This window comes from Aquimarina sp. Aq107 (assembly GCF_943733665.1).
In the GTDB taxonomy this organism is placed as follows: Bacteria; Bacteroidota; Bacteroidia; order Flavobacteriales; family Flavobacteriaceae; genus Aquimarina.
Window position 1 is genome coordinate 4,273,143 of record NZ_OX030782.1, and the last position, 16,034, is coordinate 4,289,176.

Consider the following 16,034-nt stretch of genomic DNA (forward strand, 5'->3'; position numbering starts at 1 on the left):
ACGTTTTTTATCTAGAAAAAAATGCCGGTTATCTAATATATAGCGGAAGCTCTATAGTTTTCCTGTATTTTTTCTACTTTTAATATCAATTACGATTAAAACCCCAAAATAAAATGAAAAACTATTTATTAATGCTATCCATTGCGATAGCAGTATCCTCGTGTTCTAGCAACAAAAAAACAGTAACTACAAAATTTGACCCCAACAATAATCCTTATTATGTAAAAAAAGAAAAAAAGGGATTAAGTGAGGTAAACGACCCTGAAATCCAAGGAAAAATCAATACGATTATCGAGGAACATCTTGGGATTTCGATATCTTCTATTGCTATTTCACCCATAACTCTAACTAATTCTGGATATCACTGGAAATTTATGAATGTAAGAAACGGTAAAAGTTTTATAGGATCTACTGACCTTAAATTTGAGTCTGTTAAAATAACAAAGAACAAGAAGAAACCGAATACTCAAGTATCTGATTTTTAAAAGATATTATTGTATTCTACCAGATATAAAAAATACATCGACGTTTTCTATTAGAATAGTTTTCTAGTTTCTTTTCTGCTTTTCTAAGAATCCTGTATTTGTATCGAACATCTTCTATGTCTTCTATGCAGGCACTTTTTTCAAGTGGAAGAGCATCAAAATATTTCTGATCCCAGTCAGCAAGTATTTTGCCATGCTTTCTTTCGAAACATTCTGCATTTTCTTTATTTTCGAAATACATTCTTTGTTCTGTAACTTCAATTACTTTTTCTGCACTTGCAGAAGAAACACCTTGACTACTTTCTTTATAAACAGTATTCATATATATTATTTCCGAAATCGAAGTCTTCAACTTTAATTTATCTCTATCTAGAAAATAATTCTCTAAAAAAACATCATTACCAAAACCTTGTTTATAAATATGAGTCATTAACCTTAATTTATCATTCAAATAATAAAGCTCGATTCTTCCTGATAAATCCTCTGAACATTCATAATATTTTGTTCTATTCTTTATTAAAGTATCCTTTGCAATAATTCTTTTTAAAAAAATTTCATAAGAATCATTAACCTCATTAAAACTCTCCTGTCCATATGAAGTACTCAGAAAAAACAATAACAATACAGGTATAAATATTTTCATAACAATAACTACTTATTTACAATTACACTAGATATTCATTATTTTTTTCTTAATAATTGTTTTTAATCGAAAAAATCAACAAATCATCCAATATTACACTTTAGTTTAATGTTTAAAGCATAATTTTATTATGTTAAACCAGTAATTTTAAATTATTAAACAAACTCATTATGAAAACAAAATTACTCATTGCTCTTTTAGGGTTTTCTATTATTAGTTGCTCTAGTTCTAAAGAAACATTAAAAGAAACAGATGCTATAACATCCACTCCAGAAAAAGTTCTTAAAAACGAAGCTAGCATAAATTCTGCGTCCAAAGAAATTAACCGTAAAATTAATAGTATAATTCAGAATTATCTAGGCGTACCTATTTCTTCTATAGCAAGATCCGATGTAAAAGAAACCGAACAAGGATATCAATGGAAATTTATGAATGTAAAAACGGGAGAAAACTTTATCGCTAATACCGATTTTAATTTTAACTCAATAAAAATCACAAAAAACAAAAGAAGTTAATATCGTAGTAACCTACAACTACTCTATTAATATTAATACGCAATTTTTTTGTCTCAACTAAGCGGAACCTGATTTAATTGTAAATCAGGTTTTTTTTATACATTTCTGTTCATTAATTGTTCTCCAAAAATTTGTAAAATTTTCTTTTTATCCTGTGAAATCGATAAATTATTTAAGACCTCAAAAGCTTTTTCTGTATATCTCTCAATTTCTATTCTTGTTTTTTCTTTTGCTCCAGTAGTTTCAAAAATACTTTTCACAGTTTGTATTTTCTCCGATGGATCTTCTGGGTTTAAAGAAAAAAGTCCTTCTAACTGCTTTTTTACACTATTATCTGCATTCTCCATTGCTTTAAGATACAAAAACGTCTTTTTGTTTTCGATAATATCCCCACCAACTTGTTTTCCAAAGGTAGCAGGATCACCAAAAGCGTCTAAGTAATCATCTTGTAATTGAAAAGCCAAACCAAGCAATCTCCCAAAATCATAAATCGCAGATTTACAAGTACTAGAAGCATCCGCTATAATTGCGCCCATTTGCATAGCTGCCGCAACCAGTACAGCAGTTTTATACTCAATCATTTTTAGATATTCTGGAATTGTAACGTCATCTCTTGTTTCAAAATCAATGTCGTACTGCTGCCCTTCGCATACCTCAATTGCAGTTTTAGTAAACAATTGTGCTAACTGCTTAAAAGTATCTCCTTCATAATTTTCAAAAAGCTGGTAAGCATTAATCAACATAGCATCTCCAGAAAGAATCCCCGTATTAATATCCCATTTTTCATGGACAGTTTCTTTTCCTCTTCTTAAAGGTGCATCATCCATAATATCATCATGAACCAAAGAAAAATTATGGAAAACCTCAATAGCCAAAGCTGCATCAAGAGCTTTTTCGTAGGACCCACCAAAAATTTCGGAAGTCATCAGCACCAAAACTGGTCTTAATCTTTTTCCTCCAAGCGTAAGAATATATGAAATAGGCTCATAAAGGTTTTTGGGTTCCTTTTGTATAGTATTCTCTGATAAATAATCTAAAAAATATCTTTGATAATCTGAAATGCTGTTCACTACTATTTTTTGCGCTAAGGTAAAATAAAAATTAAAAATCTGTTTAGTTAAAAACCTTATCTCTTCCCTAAATAAATATGCCCTATTTTCTTGAAACTAAAAGTCTTCAGATATCGATAAATCCCTGATAGTAATACTATAAAATTAACACAAGACAATATGAATGATAAAAAAAACACTTTTAAAACCTTTGCCCACCTCTTAATAATAACAATATTCAATACTTATGAAAGCACAAAATCTAATAACAACTTTAGAGCATATATAAGATCACCTAAAAACTATATAACAAACATCATTTTGTATCATATTGAATCTGAAGTAATATTCCACAATTAATAAGAAAAGTTGTCCTAATTGGATAACCTTTTTCGTCATAGATTACGCAAACGTATTAAACAACTCAACTCCTATAAATGACGGTTCAAGTTATTTCATTGTTAAAAAATTGTGAAACTTAGGAAACTTTTAATGTTTTTAAAGTTTCCTCATGTACATTTGCACAAAATAATTTAAACCCCAGATGAAGGAAAAAATAATTGAGAAAGCAAATGACATGTTCTTGAGCTTTGGTTTTAAGAGCGTTACTATGGACGACTTAGCTTCAGAATTAGGGATTTCTAAGAAGACGATCTATGCGCATTTTCAAAATAAAACAAAATTAGTTGAGGCAACTACCGATCATTTATTTTGTACAATTAGTGATGGTATAGATTCAATTTTAGAAGAAAACAAAGAACCGATAGAAGAATTATATGCAATTAAGGCTTTTGTCATGTATCATTTGAAAGATGAAAAAACCTCTCCTCAATACCAACTTCAGAAATACTATCCCAGAATTCATAGTAGTCTCAAAGTAAGACAATTCGAAACTATGCAAGAATGCGTGATCGAAAACCTAGAACGAGGTATAATAACAGGAGTTTTTAGAGAAAACATAGATATAGAAATTATTTCAAGATTATATTTTATGGGAATGACAGGAATAAAGGACCAAGAAATGTTTCCTCTCCAACAATTTCCAGTATCAAAATTAATGACAGATTATTTAGAATATCACGTACGTGGTATCGCCACAGAAAAAGGATTAAAAATTTTAGACAACCTATTAAAACAACCATAAATTATGAGAAACAACCTTTGGTCGATATGTTTCTTTAGCTTATTTACGACATTTTCTTTTGCGCAGGAAACTCCTGTTTCTTCCCAATATTCATTTACATTAGATGAAGCAATTGAATTTGCATTAGAAAATAGTTATCAGTCTATCAATGCTAGACGAGATGTAGCTAAAGCTTTAAAGCAAAAATGGGAAACCACAGCAACCGGTTTACCACAAATTAATGCTGCGATTGATTATCAAAATCAATTAAAGCAACCTGTTTCTTTACTGCCAGCATCAGCTTTTGACAGTAGAGAAAGTACTATTAATACTGTTGAAGAATTCTTTGACTTAACCGCTAATGGTTCTCCTGACCCACTTGATGGTTTTATACCAGTAGTTTTTGGAACTAAACAACAATTAGCAGCAAGTGCTACATTATCGCAATTACTTTTTGACGGATCTTATCTTGTTGGTTTAGAAGCTGCTAAAAGTTTTTTGCAGTTTACTAATGATTCTCAAGAAAAAACTCAACTTAATGTTCGAGAGAGTGTTATTAATGCCTATGGTAGTGTTTTAGTATCTCAGGAAAGTGTTAAAATACTTCAGAATAACAAAGCTGCATTAGAAAAAAACTATGAAGAAAGAAAAAAGATTTTCGAAAATGGGTTAGCAGAGGAAGAGGACGTAGAGCAGTTACAAATCACACTACTGCAAATTACCAATCAATTAAATAATGCAGAACGATTATCAAAAATTGCTTTACAAATGTTTAATCTGACCATTGGGATAGATGTAGATTCTAACACTGTTTTATCTGAAAATCTTGATAATTTAACTATTAAAAATACCGATACATCTGTTGGACTAAAACCTTTTATGATTGAAAATAATGTTGACTACAGACTAGGATATTTATTAACTGAACAAAGAAGACTGGAATTGAAATTAGAAAAAAGTAGAGCTTTACCAACATTATCAGCTTTTGTCAACTATGGTACCCAAGCCAATAGTGATTCTTTCACGTTTCTAGAAAATGATCAACGATGGTTTCAGTCTTCTATTCTAGGAGTAAGCTTAAATATTCCAATCTTTAGTTCTTTAGGACGAAGTGCTAAAACACAAAGAGCAAGAATTGCTTTTGAACAAGCAAACACATCTTTTATTGAACAGCAACAACAAATCCAACTTCAGTACAATTCGACGGTAAGTGATTATCAACTATCGTTGGAAACTTATGAAACCTCTAAACAAAACCTTTCGTTAGCAGAAAGAATAGAAAACAAAAACCAAATAAAATATACAGAAGGATTGGCTTCAAGTTTTGAATTAAGGCAAGCACAACTACAATTATACAGCGTACAACAAGAACTATTGCAAGCTATGCTCACCATTATAAACAACAAGGCCAAACTAGAAACAATACTTAATACACCAAATAACTAAACATACTCATGAAAAAATTAGTATTCATATTCTCCATGTTACTTATTCTTGCTTCTTGCGGACAAAAAGATGGCAAGTCTATTGAAAAAGTTATAGAAAAAGGAGATCTAACCGCGATCAGAGCAAAACGAAGTGAAATCGTAGCAGAACAACAAGCTATAGCTGATAAGCTAAAGCAATTGGATGAAGCTATTTCGTCTCTTGACAGTATCAAAAAACTTCCTTTGGTAACGACAATTACAGCTAAAGACACATTATTTAATCACTATTTAGAGCTTCAAGGAAGTGTCGAAACCAAAAAGAATATCGTTTTATATCCCGAAGCTGCTGGAACACTTGTTCGAGTTATGGTAAAAGAAGGACAACGAGTTTCCAAAGGTCAGATTTTAGCTAGGATAGATGATGGAGGGCTAAGCCAACAAGTTGCTCAAATGGAAGTTCAAGCAGAATTAGCTAAAACAACTTATGAGCGTCAGAAAAAACTATGGGAACAAAAAATTGGTTCTGAAATTCAGTTCCTGCAAGCTAAAACAAATTACGAGTCTTCAAAAAATGGTGTAGACCAAATGAAACGTCAATTAGCAAAAGCAACGGTGACAGCTCCATTCTCAGGGATAGTAGATGATGTTATGGCGGAGCAAGGAAGTGTTGTTGCTCCAGGACAGACGGAATTGATACGTATTGTAAATCTAAATGATATGTATATAGAGGTAGAAGTTCCTGAAAGTTATATTTCGAGTATTGTAAAAGGGAAAGAAACTAAAGTCTATTTTCCAGTTTTAGGAAAAACAATCGATACTAAAATTCGTCAAGTAGGTAACTACATCAACCCAAATAACCGCTCTTTTACGGTTGAAATATCAGTACCTAATAAAGATGGGGTTATTAAACCTAATCTTACTGCTAAGGTAAAAATCAACGATTACACAAGCGAAAAAGCAATCTTAATTCCTCAAAGTATTATTTCAGAAAATTCTGAAGGAGACCAGTACGCTTATATAACGGCTGGAAAAGACGCTAAAAATATAGCAGAAGCTAAACGTACGATTGTAAAAACAGGGAGAACCCAAGGAGATTATATCGAAATTCTTGATGGAATCACTAATGGAGATGATATTATAAGTGAAGGTGCAAGAAGTGTTAAAGATGGTCAGAAAGTAGAAATCATAAACTAAAGTCTTATGGAAGTAAATAAGAAAAAAGTAGATAAAGAATTTAAATTATCGTCCTGGGCAATAGACAACCCAACTACTATCTATGTAATGATGGCGATTTTCTTCATTCTTGGGTTATCAGCATATTTCTCTATGCCCAGAGAAAATTTCCCAGAAATAAATGAAACCAAAATTTATATCAGTGTTCCATATCCAGGAAATACCTCGGAAGATATAGAAAGATTAATTATAGATCCTCTAGAAGATAAATTAAAGAATCTTGGTGGAGTTGTAGAAATAGTATCTACATCACAAGAGGATTATGGTATTATTACCGTAGAGTTTGAAGAAAAATTTACTGTTGCAGAGGCCAAACAAAAAGTTAAGGACGAAGTAGACTCAGAAAAATCAAATGAAGACTGGCCTACATTTAACGGAGCTAAAGTAGAGCCTAATGTTTTTGATTTGAGTATCTCTGAAGAAACTCCAATTATGAACATCAATATTACTGGAGATTATCCAGTTGACAAACTCAAGTTGTTTGGAGAATATCTCGAGGATGAAATTGAAGATCTAAAAGAGATCAAAGGTGTAGATATTAGAGGTGCACAGGAAAAAGAAGTAGAAGTAGCGGTTGATATCTATAAAATGATGGCTGCAAAAGTAAGTTTTGACGATGTTCTGAATACCATTAGAAATGGTAACATTACCATGTCTGCTGGAAATATGATTACCAGTGGACAACGAAGAACTATCAGAATCCTTGGTGAGATAGATGAACCCTCTGAACTGGATAATTTTGTTGTTAAATCTCAAGATGGAGCAGTATACCTTAGAGATATTGCAAAAGTTACTTTTAAAGAAGAAGACAAAACTACGTATGCTAGAGAGTTTGGTGATAATGTAGTAATGCTAGAAGTTAAAAAACGTTCTGGGAAGAACATGGTAGAAGCTGCTGATCAAATTAAAGTGATCGTTGCAGATGCAGAAGAAAATGTTTTCCCGACGGATTTAAATATTAGTATTGCTAATGATCAATCTACTAAAACCATTAATCAAGTGGATGATCTTGTAAACAATATCATCTTTGGAATTATTCTGGTTGTGGGTGTATTAATGTTTTTCTTAGGGTTTAGAAATGCCTTGTTTGTTGGATTTGCAATACCCATGTCAATGTTTATATCCTTTATGATTTTATCATTATTAGGATATACTATGAATACCATGATTCTTTTTGCATTAATTATGGGATTAGGAATGCTAGTAGATAACGGTATTGTGGTTGTAGAAAATGTATACCGTTTGATGGAAGAAGAAGGCATGTCTAGAATTGAAGCTGCAAAAAAAGGAATTGGAGAGATTGCATTTCCTATTATTGTTTCGACTCTGACAACCGTTGCTGCTTTTGTGCCTCTTGGTATGTGGCCAGGTGTAATGGGTCAGTTTATGATTTATTTCCCAATTACTCTATCCGTTGTATTAGGATCATCCCTTTTTGTAGCAATCTTTTTTAACTCCATGTTAGTTTCTAGATTCATGGACATTGGAGAAAAAGAATTAACCGTAAAACAATTGATACGTCTAAGTTTAATTCTTGGTGGATTTGGAATATTTATAATGATTGTTGGTGGTCCAGCTAGAGGTCTTGGTACTTTAATGATATTTACCGCGATCATGTTCTGGATCTACAAGTACCTTTTAAAAAGAATGGCTACTTTTTTCCAAACAAGGATTTTGACTTGGTTAGAAAACACTTATCAACGCTTTCTTTCGTTTGCGTTAAGAGGATGGAGAACCTATGCATTTGTTATTGGAACATTCCTACTATTGTTTGTAGTATTTGGAGCATTTGGTGCATCCGTTGGAAGTCAGCGAACTAAAGTAGAATTCTTTCCAGATAATACCCCAAATCAAATCATTGTATATATAGAATATCCACAAGGAACGGATATAGAAAAAACGAATAAAATCACTAAGGAAATTGAGAATCGTGTATATGCCATCATAAATGATCAGGAATATATAGAAGGCGAAGATCATAACTTTTTGGTAGAGGCCGCCGTATCGCAAGTAGGTGAAGGTGCTGGAAATCCTCAAACAGATGGCGGTAGCAGTGCAGAAATGCCACATCGTGGTAAGATCATTGCCGCTATGAGAGAGTTTAAATTCAGAAAAGGAAAAGATTCTGAAGAATTACGATTCAAAGTACAAAAAGCATTAAAAGGAATTTATCCTGGTGTTGCTATTTCTGTAGAAAAAGATGCTGTAGGTCCACCAGCTGGATATCCTATAAACATCGAAATCGAAGGAAAGGATTATGATGAATTGATTACTATCGCGGAACGTATGCGAAACTTCATCAATGAAAAAAATATTCCTGGTATCGAAGAGTTAAAAATAGACGTAAACAAAGGAAAACCTGCAATGCAAGTAGCGGTTGATCGCCAAAAAGCTGGAGAACTTGGAGTAGCAGCAGGTCAGGTAGGAAATCAATTACGTCGTTCTATTTTTGGTGAAAAAGCAGGTGTCTACAAAAAAGAAGGAGAAGATTATGATATCTATGTTCGTTTTGATAAAAATGATCGCTATAACACCAGCGCTTTATTTAATCAAAATATTACGTTTAGAGATCAGGCAACCGGTAGACTTAAAGAGATTCCTGTTTCTGCAGTGGCCTCTAAAAAGAACACTTCTTCTTTTAGTGCGATCAAGCATCGTGATACCAAAAGAGTAGTAACTGTATATTCTGGATTACAACCTGGTTATACAGATGCTGGAGCTATTGTAGCACAAATAGAAACGGAAATGGCGAGTTTTAAAAGGAAACCAAGCAGTGTTAAAATCAACTATACGGGTCAGATCGAAGAGCAAAATAAGCAAATGGAGTTTTTAATGGGAGCCTTTTTTGCTGGATTAGGACTTATTATGTTAATACTTATTTTCCAATTTAGCTCTATCTCTAAACCAACCATTATTATGATTGCTATCTTCTTAAGTTTTATAGGAGTTTTTGGAGGAATTCTAATCACTGGGGCAGCATTCGTAATTATGATGACCATGATGGGAATCATATCTCTAGCAGGGATTGTAGTAAATAATGGGGTGGTACTTCTTGATTATACACAATTATTGATTGATCGTAAGAAAGTAGAACTCAATATTCCGGAAAATGAACATCTTGCTAATGATGAAGTAATGAAACTAATCGTAAAGGGAGGAAGAGCACGTCTTAGACCTGTAATTCTTACTGCAATTACTACGGTATTAGGTCTGATTCCTTTAGCGGTTGGATTTAATATTGATTTCTTCTCATTATTTGCCAATTTTGACCCTAAGATTTATATCGGTGGAGATAATGTTATTTTCTGGGGACCTCTTGCTTGGGCAGTAATTTATGGATTAATTATAGCTACCTTCCTTACTCTAATTATAGTACCTTGTTTGTTCTTTATGGTACACAAGGTAAAGGTTTGGTTTAGTAAAAAAAGAGATGCTAAAACAATAATTACTGAAGAACCAGATCTTGAAGATGATGAGGGTGGTGAAATTCCAATACCATCTACAACATAAATAAAAACTTAATTTTAAATAAAAAACGCTGCAAATATGCAGTGTTTTTTATTTAAAATTAATACATAATTATCAAAAGATATTGTGAACATTTATAGTCAATATTTTTTACCATATATTACCACTATATTAGACATTACCTATCTATCGGTAGGGTTCAATATCTTTTTAAACCCAGAATCTAAGAATCTTCAGATTATTAAAACAGAACACAATTAAAATGGCTGTCGTTTGATAATCTTTTATAATCGTGATATTATTCACATCGACCGCCGTCAATAATACGCCAATTACTTTCATTGACTAAAATGGCTTTTGCAGCAGCAGCTTCATCAGAACAAAAAGTGGCTGGAAAAGAATCAAAAAAGACATTATTTTGCCGTGTTTGATTAGCAAAACTAATAAGTAATTTGTCATAATTTTCTGTTGACAAAGCACTATTTTCAAACATAATAGCTGCGTTAGAAACGTTAGAAATATTCCAATTACTTATATCAGGGTTTGCAGATTCTGCATTAAAAAACGCACCTCTTAGACTGGTTACATTACCTATTTCCCAATCGCTAACATCAGGGTTGACAATAAGAGCATTCGCAAATATCCCTTCCATATTAGTAACGCTTGACAAATCAGGAATATCAGTAGCCAGAATTTTAAGATTTTCACAGGATGCAAATGCACTTTCCATAGAAAGCCATATCCCTGTTCCCCATTGATCCACAGAGATAATATTATTAGCTTCATCTCCTTCAACACCTCCTCCAAAATTTATTGCAGGAAAAGTCCCAGTTATACGTATAGTACGTTCCACATTGGTATCAAAAATACGGGTGACATTTCCTGTTATTCCAGATTCATCTACAATACCATCGTTGTTCCAATCCACATTGTAATTATAGGTGAATTCTGGATTTGTAGGAATGGTAATTTCATTGGCAAACCAGGTTGTTATAAATTCTATTCCTGTAGCTGTTCCTAAACTGATTGTAACTATTACCGTAAATTCTTGAGTACTTCCGTCTTCTGCAACTACGGTATAAGTCACCGGGTTTGTAAAATCTTGCGCAACTCCATCAGCAGGAACTACACGTAACCCAGTATGCTCAATATCCGGAGTTAAAGCTGTAATATCTGTTCCTGAATCTAACTCAAAAGTAATCGTATTAGTATCGATAGTACCTTGTTGCCCATTAATACTAAACAAAGTAATATCATTAAGATTGTTTAGTATCTGACCGTCATCATCTTTAGCGCAGGATATACATAGTAAGAATAGACAAATGTAAAGAGATAATGTTTTCATTTTATGTGTTTATAATTAATTGATGCCCCAAATAAACCTTGATAAGAATATTAAAGCAAAATAAAATGTATGAAAAGGAAAAAATAAGGTTAAAAGGGAAATAAAAACCTCTTAAATAAGCCCTTCAATTGTCTTTTCAGTATCATCTCTTTTACGCCTCCCCCTATTTTATTTGGCGCATTAATTAAATAACTAAAAATCTATTTACTATAACTGTTTAGATCTATCTTTAAAACTAACATAACAAAAAACGCCGCTAATTGCGGCGTTTCTAATTTCAAAATAATATAAAATGATTATTGATTTTCTGACAACGGTATTGGTAAAACATTAAATACTTGATCTCCTGCTCTATCAATAGGTAACGTATTAGACAATCCATATCTTCTTAAATCAAACATTCTATGATTCTCTGCCCATAAAGAATAACGTCTTTGATTTAAAAGTTCCGTTGTTAGATCTCCTGATGTTTGAGCACCAGCATAATCTACTAAACCGGCTGCATTACGAATTACATTCAATGCATCCTCTGCATCTTGTAAATTATTAGCCAATATACTTGCTTCTGCATATAACAATATCAATTCTTCATTTCTAAGAATGTCAATTGGTGTTACATTCGATGCATATAATCTCGTTTCATTTGTTCCATTGAGTCCATCCTGAGCACTTGGCATTGGTCTAACCGCTGCTTTAGATGCTACTCGTGTATCACCTGCTTCAGCATCATTTATCCAACTATCGTGAACAATAATCTGATCCGCATTATTTGGTTCCTCAGCGGATGTGGAAGGTGAACGAAAAACACCATTAGGTAGATCTCCAGCTCCTAATCCAAAAACATATTTAGGCCCATTGGTTAAACTTCCCATAAGATCAAAATAAGAGTTTGATAGTTCTGAAAGAGCACCAGTTCCATCTCCTGCATATACTGCAGCAAGGGCGGCTACCCCTCTATTAAATAAAATGAATTCATCAATAGTGATTTGACTATTATCATCACGTACATCATCTCCCATCTCACCCGATGTATCTATTAAATTACCAAAACCTGAAATAGGGAATAAGAATTGATCTAAAGAAGTAAATCCACTTAAATCATTTTCAGCTTCGTCTAACAAGTTTCTAATTTCTACAAGTGCGGCATCAAATTCTAAAAAAGGACCAGGATTATCCGGATCTGCTACATCAATTCTTGCCGTACCATAGGATTTCAAAATCTGAATAAGCTCATATGCAATATAAGTTTTAGCAAAACCTCGATATCCATTTTTATCCATTTCCTCTATAACCTGTGTGTTATCCAATGCTTCTAATAAGACATTTGCATTTTTGATACATCTATAACTTCCAACAAACTGAGCGGTACTATAAAAAGAATTATCATCCAATTGAATTCCATTTTTCCCTAATAAATCACCCGTATTTCTAGGATCTGCATCAAATAAATATAGCTCTCTTGCTAACGTACCACTAGTCGTTGTTTCTATACCAAGACCTTCTCTCGAACTAGCTTGAACTCCAATTATTAATTCATTAAGTTGTCGTAAAGAAGCATTAGATTCTACACCTTCAAGACTTGGCCCATTAGGATCTATATCCTCATCAAAAGAACACGATGCTGCTACCAAAACCAGTAAAACAAGCATCATATGATATTTCGTTTTCATTATTAATCTATTTTTCATTATCGCTTATTTTAAAAATTAACATTTAAATGGAAGTAAAATTGTTGCGAACTAGGGAAAGGAGTTACCTCTATACCACTAGATAAACCTGCTCCTCCATTTACAGAAACTTCAGGATCATAACTACTATAATTAGTAATTGTAAATAAGTTTCTACCTGACACTCCTAGTTTTATACCTTCCACTACTTCTCCAAAAAGTCCTTCTATAATATTTGAAGGGAATCTATAATAAATCGATGCTTCTCTTAGTCTTACATATCCCGCATCTTCTATAAAACGTTCAGCATTGGCAGCTGTTCCCAATCTAGCTTGTCCTTCTGGAGTTTCTAAATCCGGCGAGGTCTGTCCCAAATCGGTAAGAAATCTAGATAAATTTAGGTTTTCTCCACCTTCTTTCCATTGTAATAAAAATGAAACATCTATTTGTTTGAATAATGTAAACTGGTTATTAAATGCCATCTGGAAGTCTGGCTCCACATTTCCCACTTGTTTTAAACTTGCTTCTAATGGACCATCTCCATCTGGATCTATATTACCAACAATCTGTGTTACAGGCTGTCCTTCTTCAATAAAAAAGGTACCTAAACCAGTTCCAAAACCAGCACCAGGTTGTGCAAATGCAGGAACGTCTAAACGGGTAACTTCGGATCGATTAAAGTAAAACTGAATTCCAGTATTCCAAAAGAAATTATCACTTCTATAAACATCTCCTCTTACCGCTAATTCTAAACCTTGATTTACCAAATCTGCTAAATTTGTTGTTTCAGTAGTAAAACCAGATGAAGCTGGTACATTTCTAGATAATATCAAATCGCTAACTTTTCTATTATAATAAGAAGCTTCAAAAGAAATTCTACTATCCAATAGTCCTAGATCTAAACCTACCTCAAATTCGGCTGAAGTTTCAGGTTCTATATCTCTATCACCTCGAAATTCAACACTCAAGCCTCCATTACCTCCAATATTACTTGGCTCTAATCTTGTATATATTGAACCAAAAGCTGCAGAAGATCCTGTTTCTCCATAAGCACTTCTTATTTTTAATTGATTAATTGCTTCAATATTCCAAAAATCGAAGTTTGCTACATTTACAGCAAGAGAAGCTTTAGGAAAACCATAGAACTTGTTTTGATCTCCGTTTAATGTAGACTTATCAAAACGGTATCCTAACGTAGCTATAATTTGATCCTTATAATTACCTTCGACTTGAGCAAAATAACCAAAATCTTTCTGATTTGATCTTTCTTGTTCAATAACCTGATTTACAGATTGATCAACACTAGTCTGTCCTCCAAATAAATTAGACCCTCTACTATTTACTAAATTTGCTTGTTGTTCTAAATAACTAACTCCTCCTTGTGTGGTAAGATTAAAATCCCCTTCTAATGCGGTATGATCCCACACGGCCAGTGCTAATAGGTTAAACTGAGTAAAATTATTCCTTCCTTCTGCAACAAAACCTTCTTGATTCCCCACCTGAGCCTGATGTGTTTCAGGAACATATACGTAAGTCTCATTTGCTAAATAATCAACTCCTCCATTCACTACAAATTTTACTCTATCATTTTCTTTAGTTAGTAATTTAGTGGTGAATTTGACCCCTTGAATAAATCTATTATTAGAATCTTCATTTTTCGCTTGATCTCTAACAAAAATTGGATTTCCAGGATAATTTGGATTGTTAGGGTAATTACCATCTGCATCTGGAAATAAATTATTCCAAGGTCTAGTAAATGCTAAAGTATAACCAAAACTTAATCCCCCTTCATTTTCATTTCCTGTAAAACTTCTACTAGAATTACTTCTTACATAGTTAGAGGATAAAGAAACATCGAAAATGTCCGAGATTTTATGATCTATATTACTTCGAATGGAAAATCTATCAAAACCTGTCCTTTGGATAATCCCTTCTTCATCACGGTAAGAACCACCTATATAAAACCGAGTCTTATCATTACCTCCGCTAGCACTTAATTTTGTTTCTGAGATAAAACCTACATTTCCATAGATTTCATCTTCATAATCAATTAATCCACCGTTCTGAATAGCATTGTTAAAAGCAGCAACTTCTGCTTCTGCCGCAGCTCTTGATCTTGCTTCAGCCTCTGGATCATCTGGATTAGGTGTGAAAAATGCATCAAATACACTTGTAGCCGTCCAAGGGCGCAATCCTAGTCTATTTTGTATAACATTGATCCCTGTATCCTGACTAAATCTAATTTTAGTTTTTCCACCTTTTCCTTTTTTAGTAGTAATAATTACTACCCCAGCATTTGCTCTCGTTCCATAAATTGCCGCAGCAGAAGCCCCTTTTAATATTTCAATATTTTCTATATCATTGGGATCTATATCCGCCAGTCGGTTTCCAGCATTCTCTTCATTCTCTCTATTAGCTCCCGATGCAAAACGAAGCCCCGAAGGTACCTCTACATTATTAATATATACTCCATCTACTATAAATAGTGGTTGATTATTTCCATTAATCGATGATATACCTCTTAATCTTAATGCAGTGCCTCCTCCTGGCGCTCCAGACGAAGCGGTAATATTAACACCTGTTACCTTACCATATAATGCACCGTCTACAGTTGTTTGTCCAGTATTACCAACTAACTCTTCAGAAGATACAGTAGAAACAGCATTAGCAAGATTAGCTCTTTTTATAGATGAACCTAATCCAGTAACCACCACTTCTTCTAGTGACTCAGTAGATTCGCTAATTTGAATTGTGATATTATCTGCTTTAGAAACATCTACCATTTTAGTCGAAAAACCAAGAGCAAATACTCTTAATCGTGCCGGTAATGAACCTACGGTAATTGAAAAATTACCATCAATATCACTGGCAGTACCATTATTCGTACCATTCTCTACGATATTTACGAATGGTGCTCCTTCACCGGTACTTTCAATAACTACTTTTCCGGTAATAGTTTCCTGAGCAAAAAGCATGACAGGAAAGAAAAACAAGAATAGCAAAAGCCCCTTGCTAGTTTGTGTTTGTTTTTTCATAATGATTTGTTTATAAGTTTGGTTAAATCTATTAAAACATTCTT

The 16,034-nt window shown here is 33.1% G+C and carries 11 protein-coding genes; 6 read left to right on the forward strand and 5 right to left on the reverse strand.

Going from position 1 to position 16,034, the window contains the following annotated elements:
• The first annotated feature begins 113 nt into the window (after positions 1 to 113).
• On the forward strand, positions 114 to 485 hold the full coding sequence (locus NMK29_RS18550; protein ID WP_108803469.1) for a hypothetical protein: 372 nt from the start codon (positions 114 to 116) through the stop codon (positions 483 to 485).
• A gap of 16 nt (positions 486 to 501) precedes the next feature.
• Here NMK29_RS18550 and NMK29_RS18555 read toward each other — a convergent pair whose 3' ends face one another.
• The gene (locus tag NMK29_RS18555; protein WP_108803468.1) at positions 502 to 1,128 is read right to left on the reverse strand and encodes a hypothetical protein; all 627 of its coding nucleotides are present in this window, start codon (positions 1,126 to 1,128) and stop codon (positions 502 to 504) included.
• Positions 1,129 to 1,298: 170 nt separating this feature from the next.
• Here NMK29_RS18555 and NMK29_RS18560 point away from each other — a divergent pair, with 170 nt between their 5' ends.
• A complete protein-coding gene (locus NMK29_RS18560) occupies positions 1,299 to 1,643 on the forward strand; it encodes a hypothetical protein (protein ID WP_108803467.1) in 345 nt (114 codons plus the stop codon).
• A 95-nt stretch (positions 1,644 to 1,738) separates the two neighbouring features.
• Here NMK29_RS18560 and NMK29_RS18565 read toward each other — a convergent pair whose 3' ends face one another.
• A complete protein-coding gene (locus NMK29_RS18565) occupies positions 1,739 to 2,713 on the reverse strand; it encodes a polyprenyl synthetase family protein (RefSeq protein WP_108803466.1) in 975 nt (324 codons plus the stop codon).
• A gap of 523 nt (positions 2,714 to 3,236) precedes the next feature.
• Here NMK29_RS18565 and NMK29_RS18570 point away from each other — a divergent pair.
• From NMK29_RS18570 to NMK29_RS18585, 4 genes are read left to right on the forward strand one after another with little or no spacing between them, the layout of a single operon-like run.
• Positions 3,237 to 3,836 carry a TetR/AcrR family transcriptional regulator gene (locus tag NMK29_RS18570; RefSeq protein ID WP_108803465.1) on the forward strand — a complete coding sequence of 200 codons (600 nt, stop codon included), beginning with the start codon at positions 3,237 to 3,239 and terminating at the stop codon, positions 3,834 to 3,836.
• A 3-nt stretch (positions 3,837 to 3,839) separates the two neighbouring features.
• Positions 3,840 to 5,261 (forward strand): TolC family protein, encoded by a 1,422-nt coding sequence (locus NMK29_RS18575; RefSeq protein ID WP_108803464.1) that lies wholly within the window; start codon positions 3,840 to 3,842, stop codon positions 5,259 to 5,261.
• 8 nt (positions 5,262 to 5,269) lie between these two features.
• Positions 5,270 to 6,436 carry an efflux RND transporter periplasmic adaptor subunit gene (locus NMK29_RS18580; protein ID WP_108803463.1) on the forward strand — a complete coding sequence of 389 codons (1,167 nt, stop codon included), beginning with the start codon at positions 5,270 to 5,272 and terminating at the stop codon, positions 6,434 to 6,436.
• A 6-nt stretch (positions 6,437 to 6,442) separates the two neighbouring features.
• Entirely contained in the window at positions 6,443 to 9,985 is a 3,543-nt protein-coding gene (locus tag NMK29_RS18585; RefSeq protein WP_108803462.1) for an efflux RND transporter permease subunit, read from the forward strand.
• A 256-nt stretch (positions 9,986 to 10,241) separates the two neighbouring features.
• On the opposite strand, the gene NMK29_RS18590 is transcribed toward NMK29_RS18585, so the two are convergent.
• From NMK29_RS18590 to NMK29_RS18600, 3 genes are all read right to left on the reverse strand, one after another.
• Complete coding sequence (locus NMK29_RS18590) at positions 10,242 to 11,288, reverse strand: BspA family leucine-rich repeat surface protein (RefSeq protein WP_108803461.1); 1,047 nt, start codon at positions 11,286 to 11,288, stop codon at positions 10,242 to 10,244.
• Between the two features lie 296 nt (positions 11,289 to 11,584).
• Entirely contained in the window at positions 11,585 to 12,976 is a 1,392-nt protein-coding gene (locus NMK29_RS18595; protein WP_108803460.1) for a RagB/SusD family nutrient uptake outer membrane protein, read from the reverse strand.
• An 11-nt stretch (positions 12,977 to 12,987) separates the two neighbouring features.
• Entirely contained in the window at positions 12,988 to 15,990 is a 3,003-nt protein-coding gene (locus NMK29_RS18600) for a SusC/RagA family TonB-linked outer membrane protein (RefSeq protein ID WP_108803459.1), read from the reverse strand.
• Positions 15,991 to 16,034: the final 44 nt, after the last annotated feature.

Excerpts from the sequence above, each read along its gene's own strand:
- NMK29_RS18560 (WP_108803467.1), top strand. The coding sequence starts at position 1,299 with ATGAAAACAAAATTACTCATTGCTCTTTTAGGGTTTTCTATTATTAGT.
- NMK29_RS18575 (WP_108803464.1), top strand. The coding sequence starts at position 3,840 with ATGAGAAACAACCTTTGGTCGATATGTTTCTTTAGCTTATTTACGACA.
- NMK29_RS18595 (WP_108803460.1), bottom strand. The coding sequence starts at position 12,976 with ATGAAAAATAGATTAATAATGAAAACGAAATATCATATGATGCTTGTT.
- NMK29_RS18555 (WP_108803468.1), bottom strand. The coding sequence starts at position 1,128 with ATGAAAATATTTATACCTGTATTGTTATTGTTTTTTCTGAGTACTTCA.
- NMK29_RS18585 (WP_108803462.1), top strand. The coding sequence starts at position 6,443 with ATGGAAGTAAATAAGAAAAAAGTAGATAAAGAATTTAAATTATCGTCC.
- NMK29_RS18600 (WP_108803459.1), bottom strand. The coding sequence starts at position 15,990 with ATGAAAAAACAAACACAAACTAGCAAGGGGCTTTTGCTATTCTTGTTT.
- NMK29_RS18580 (WP_108803463.1), top strand. The coding sequence starts at position 5,270 with ATGAAAAAATTAGTATTCATATTCTCCATGTTACTTATTCTTGCTTCT.
- NMK29_RS18550 (WP_108803469.1), top strand. The coding sequence starts at position 114 with ATGAAAAACTATTTATTAATGCTATCCATTGCGATAGCAGTATCCTCG.
- NMK29_RS18590 (WP_108803461.1), bottom strand. The coding sequence starts at position 11,288 with ATGAAAACATTATCTCTTTACATTTGTCTATTCTTACTATGTATATCC.
- NMK29_RS18570 (WP_108803465.1), top strand. The coding sequence starts at position 3,237 with ATGAAGGAAAAAATAATTGAGAAAGCAAATGACATGTTCTTGAGCTTT.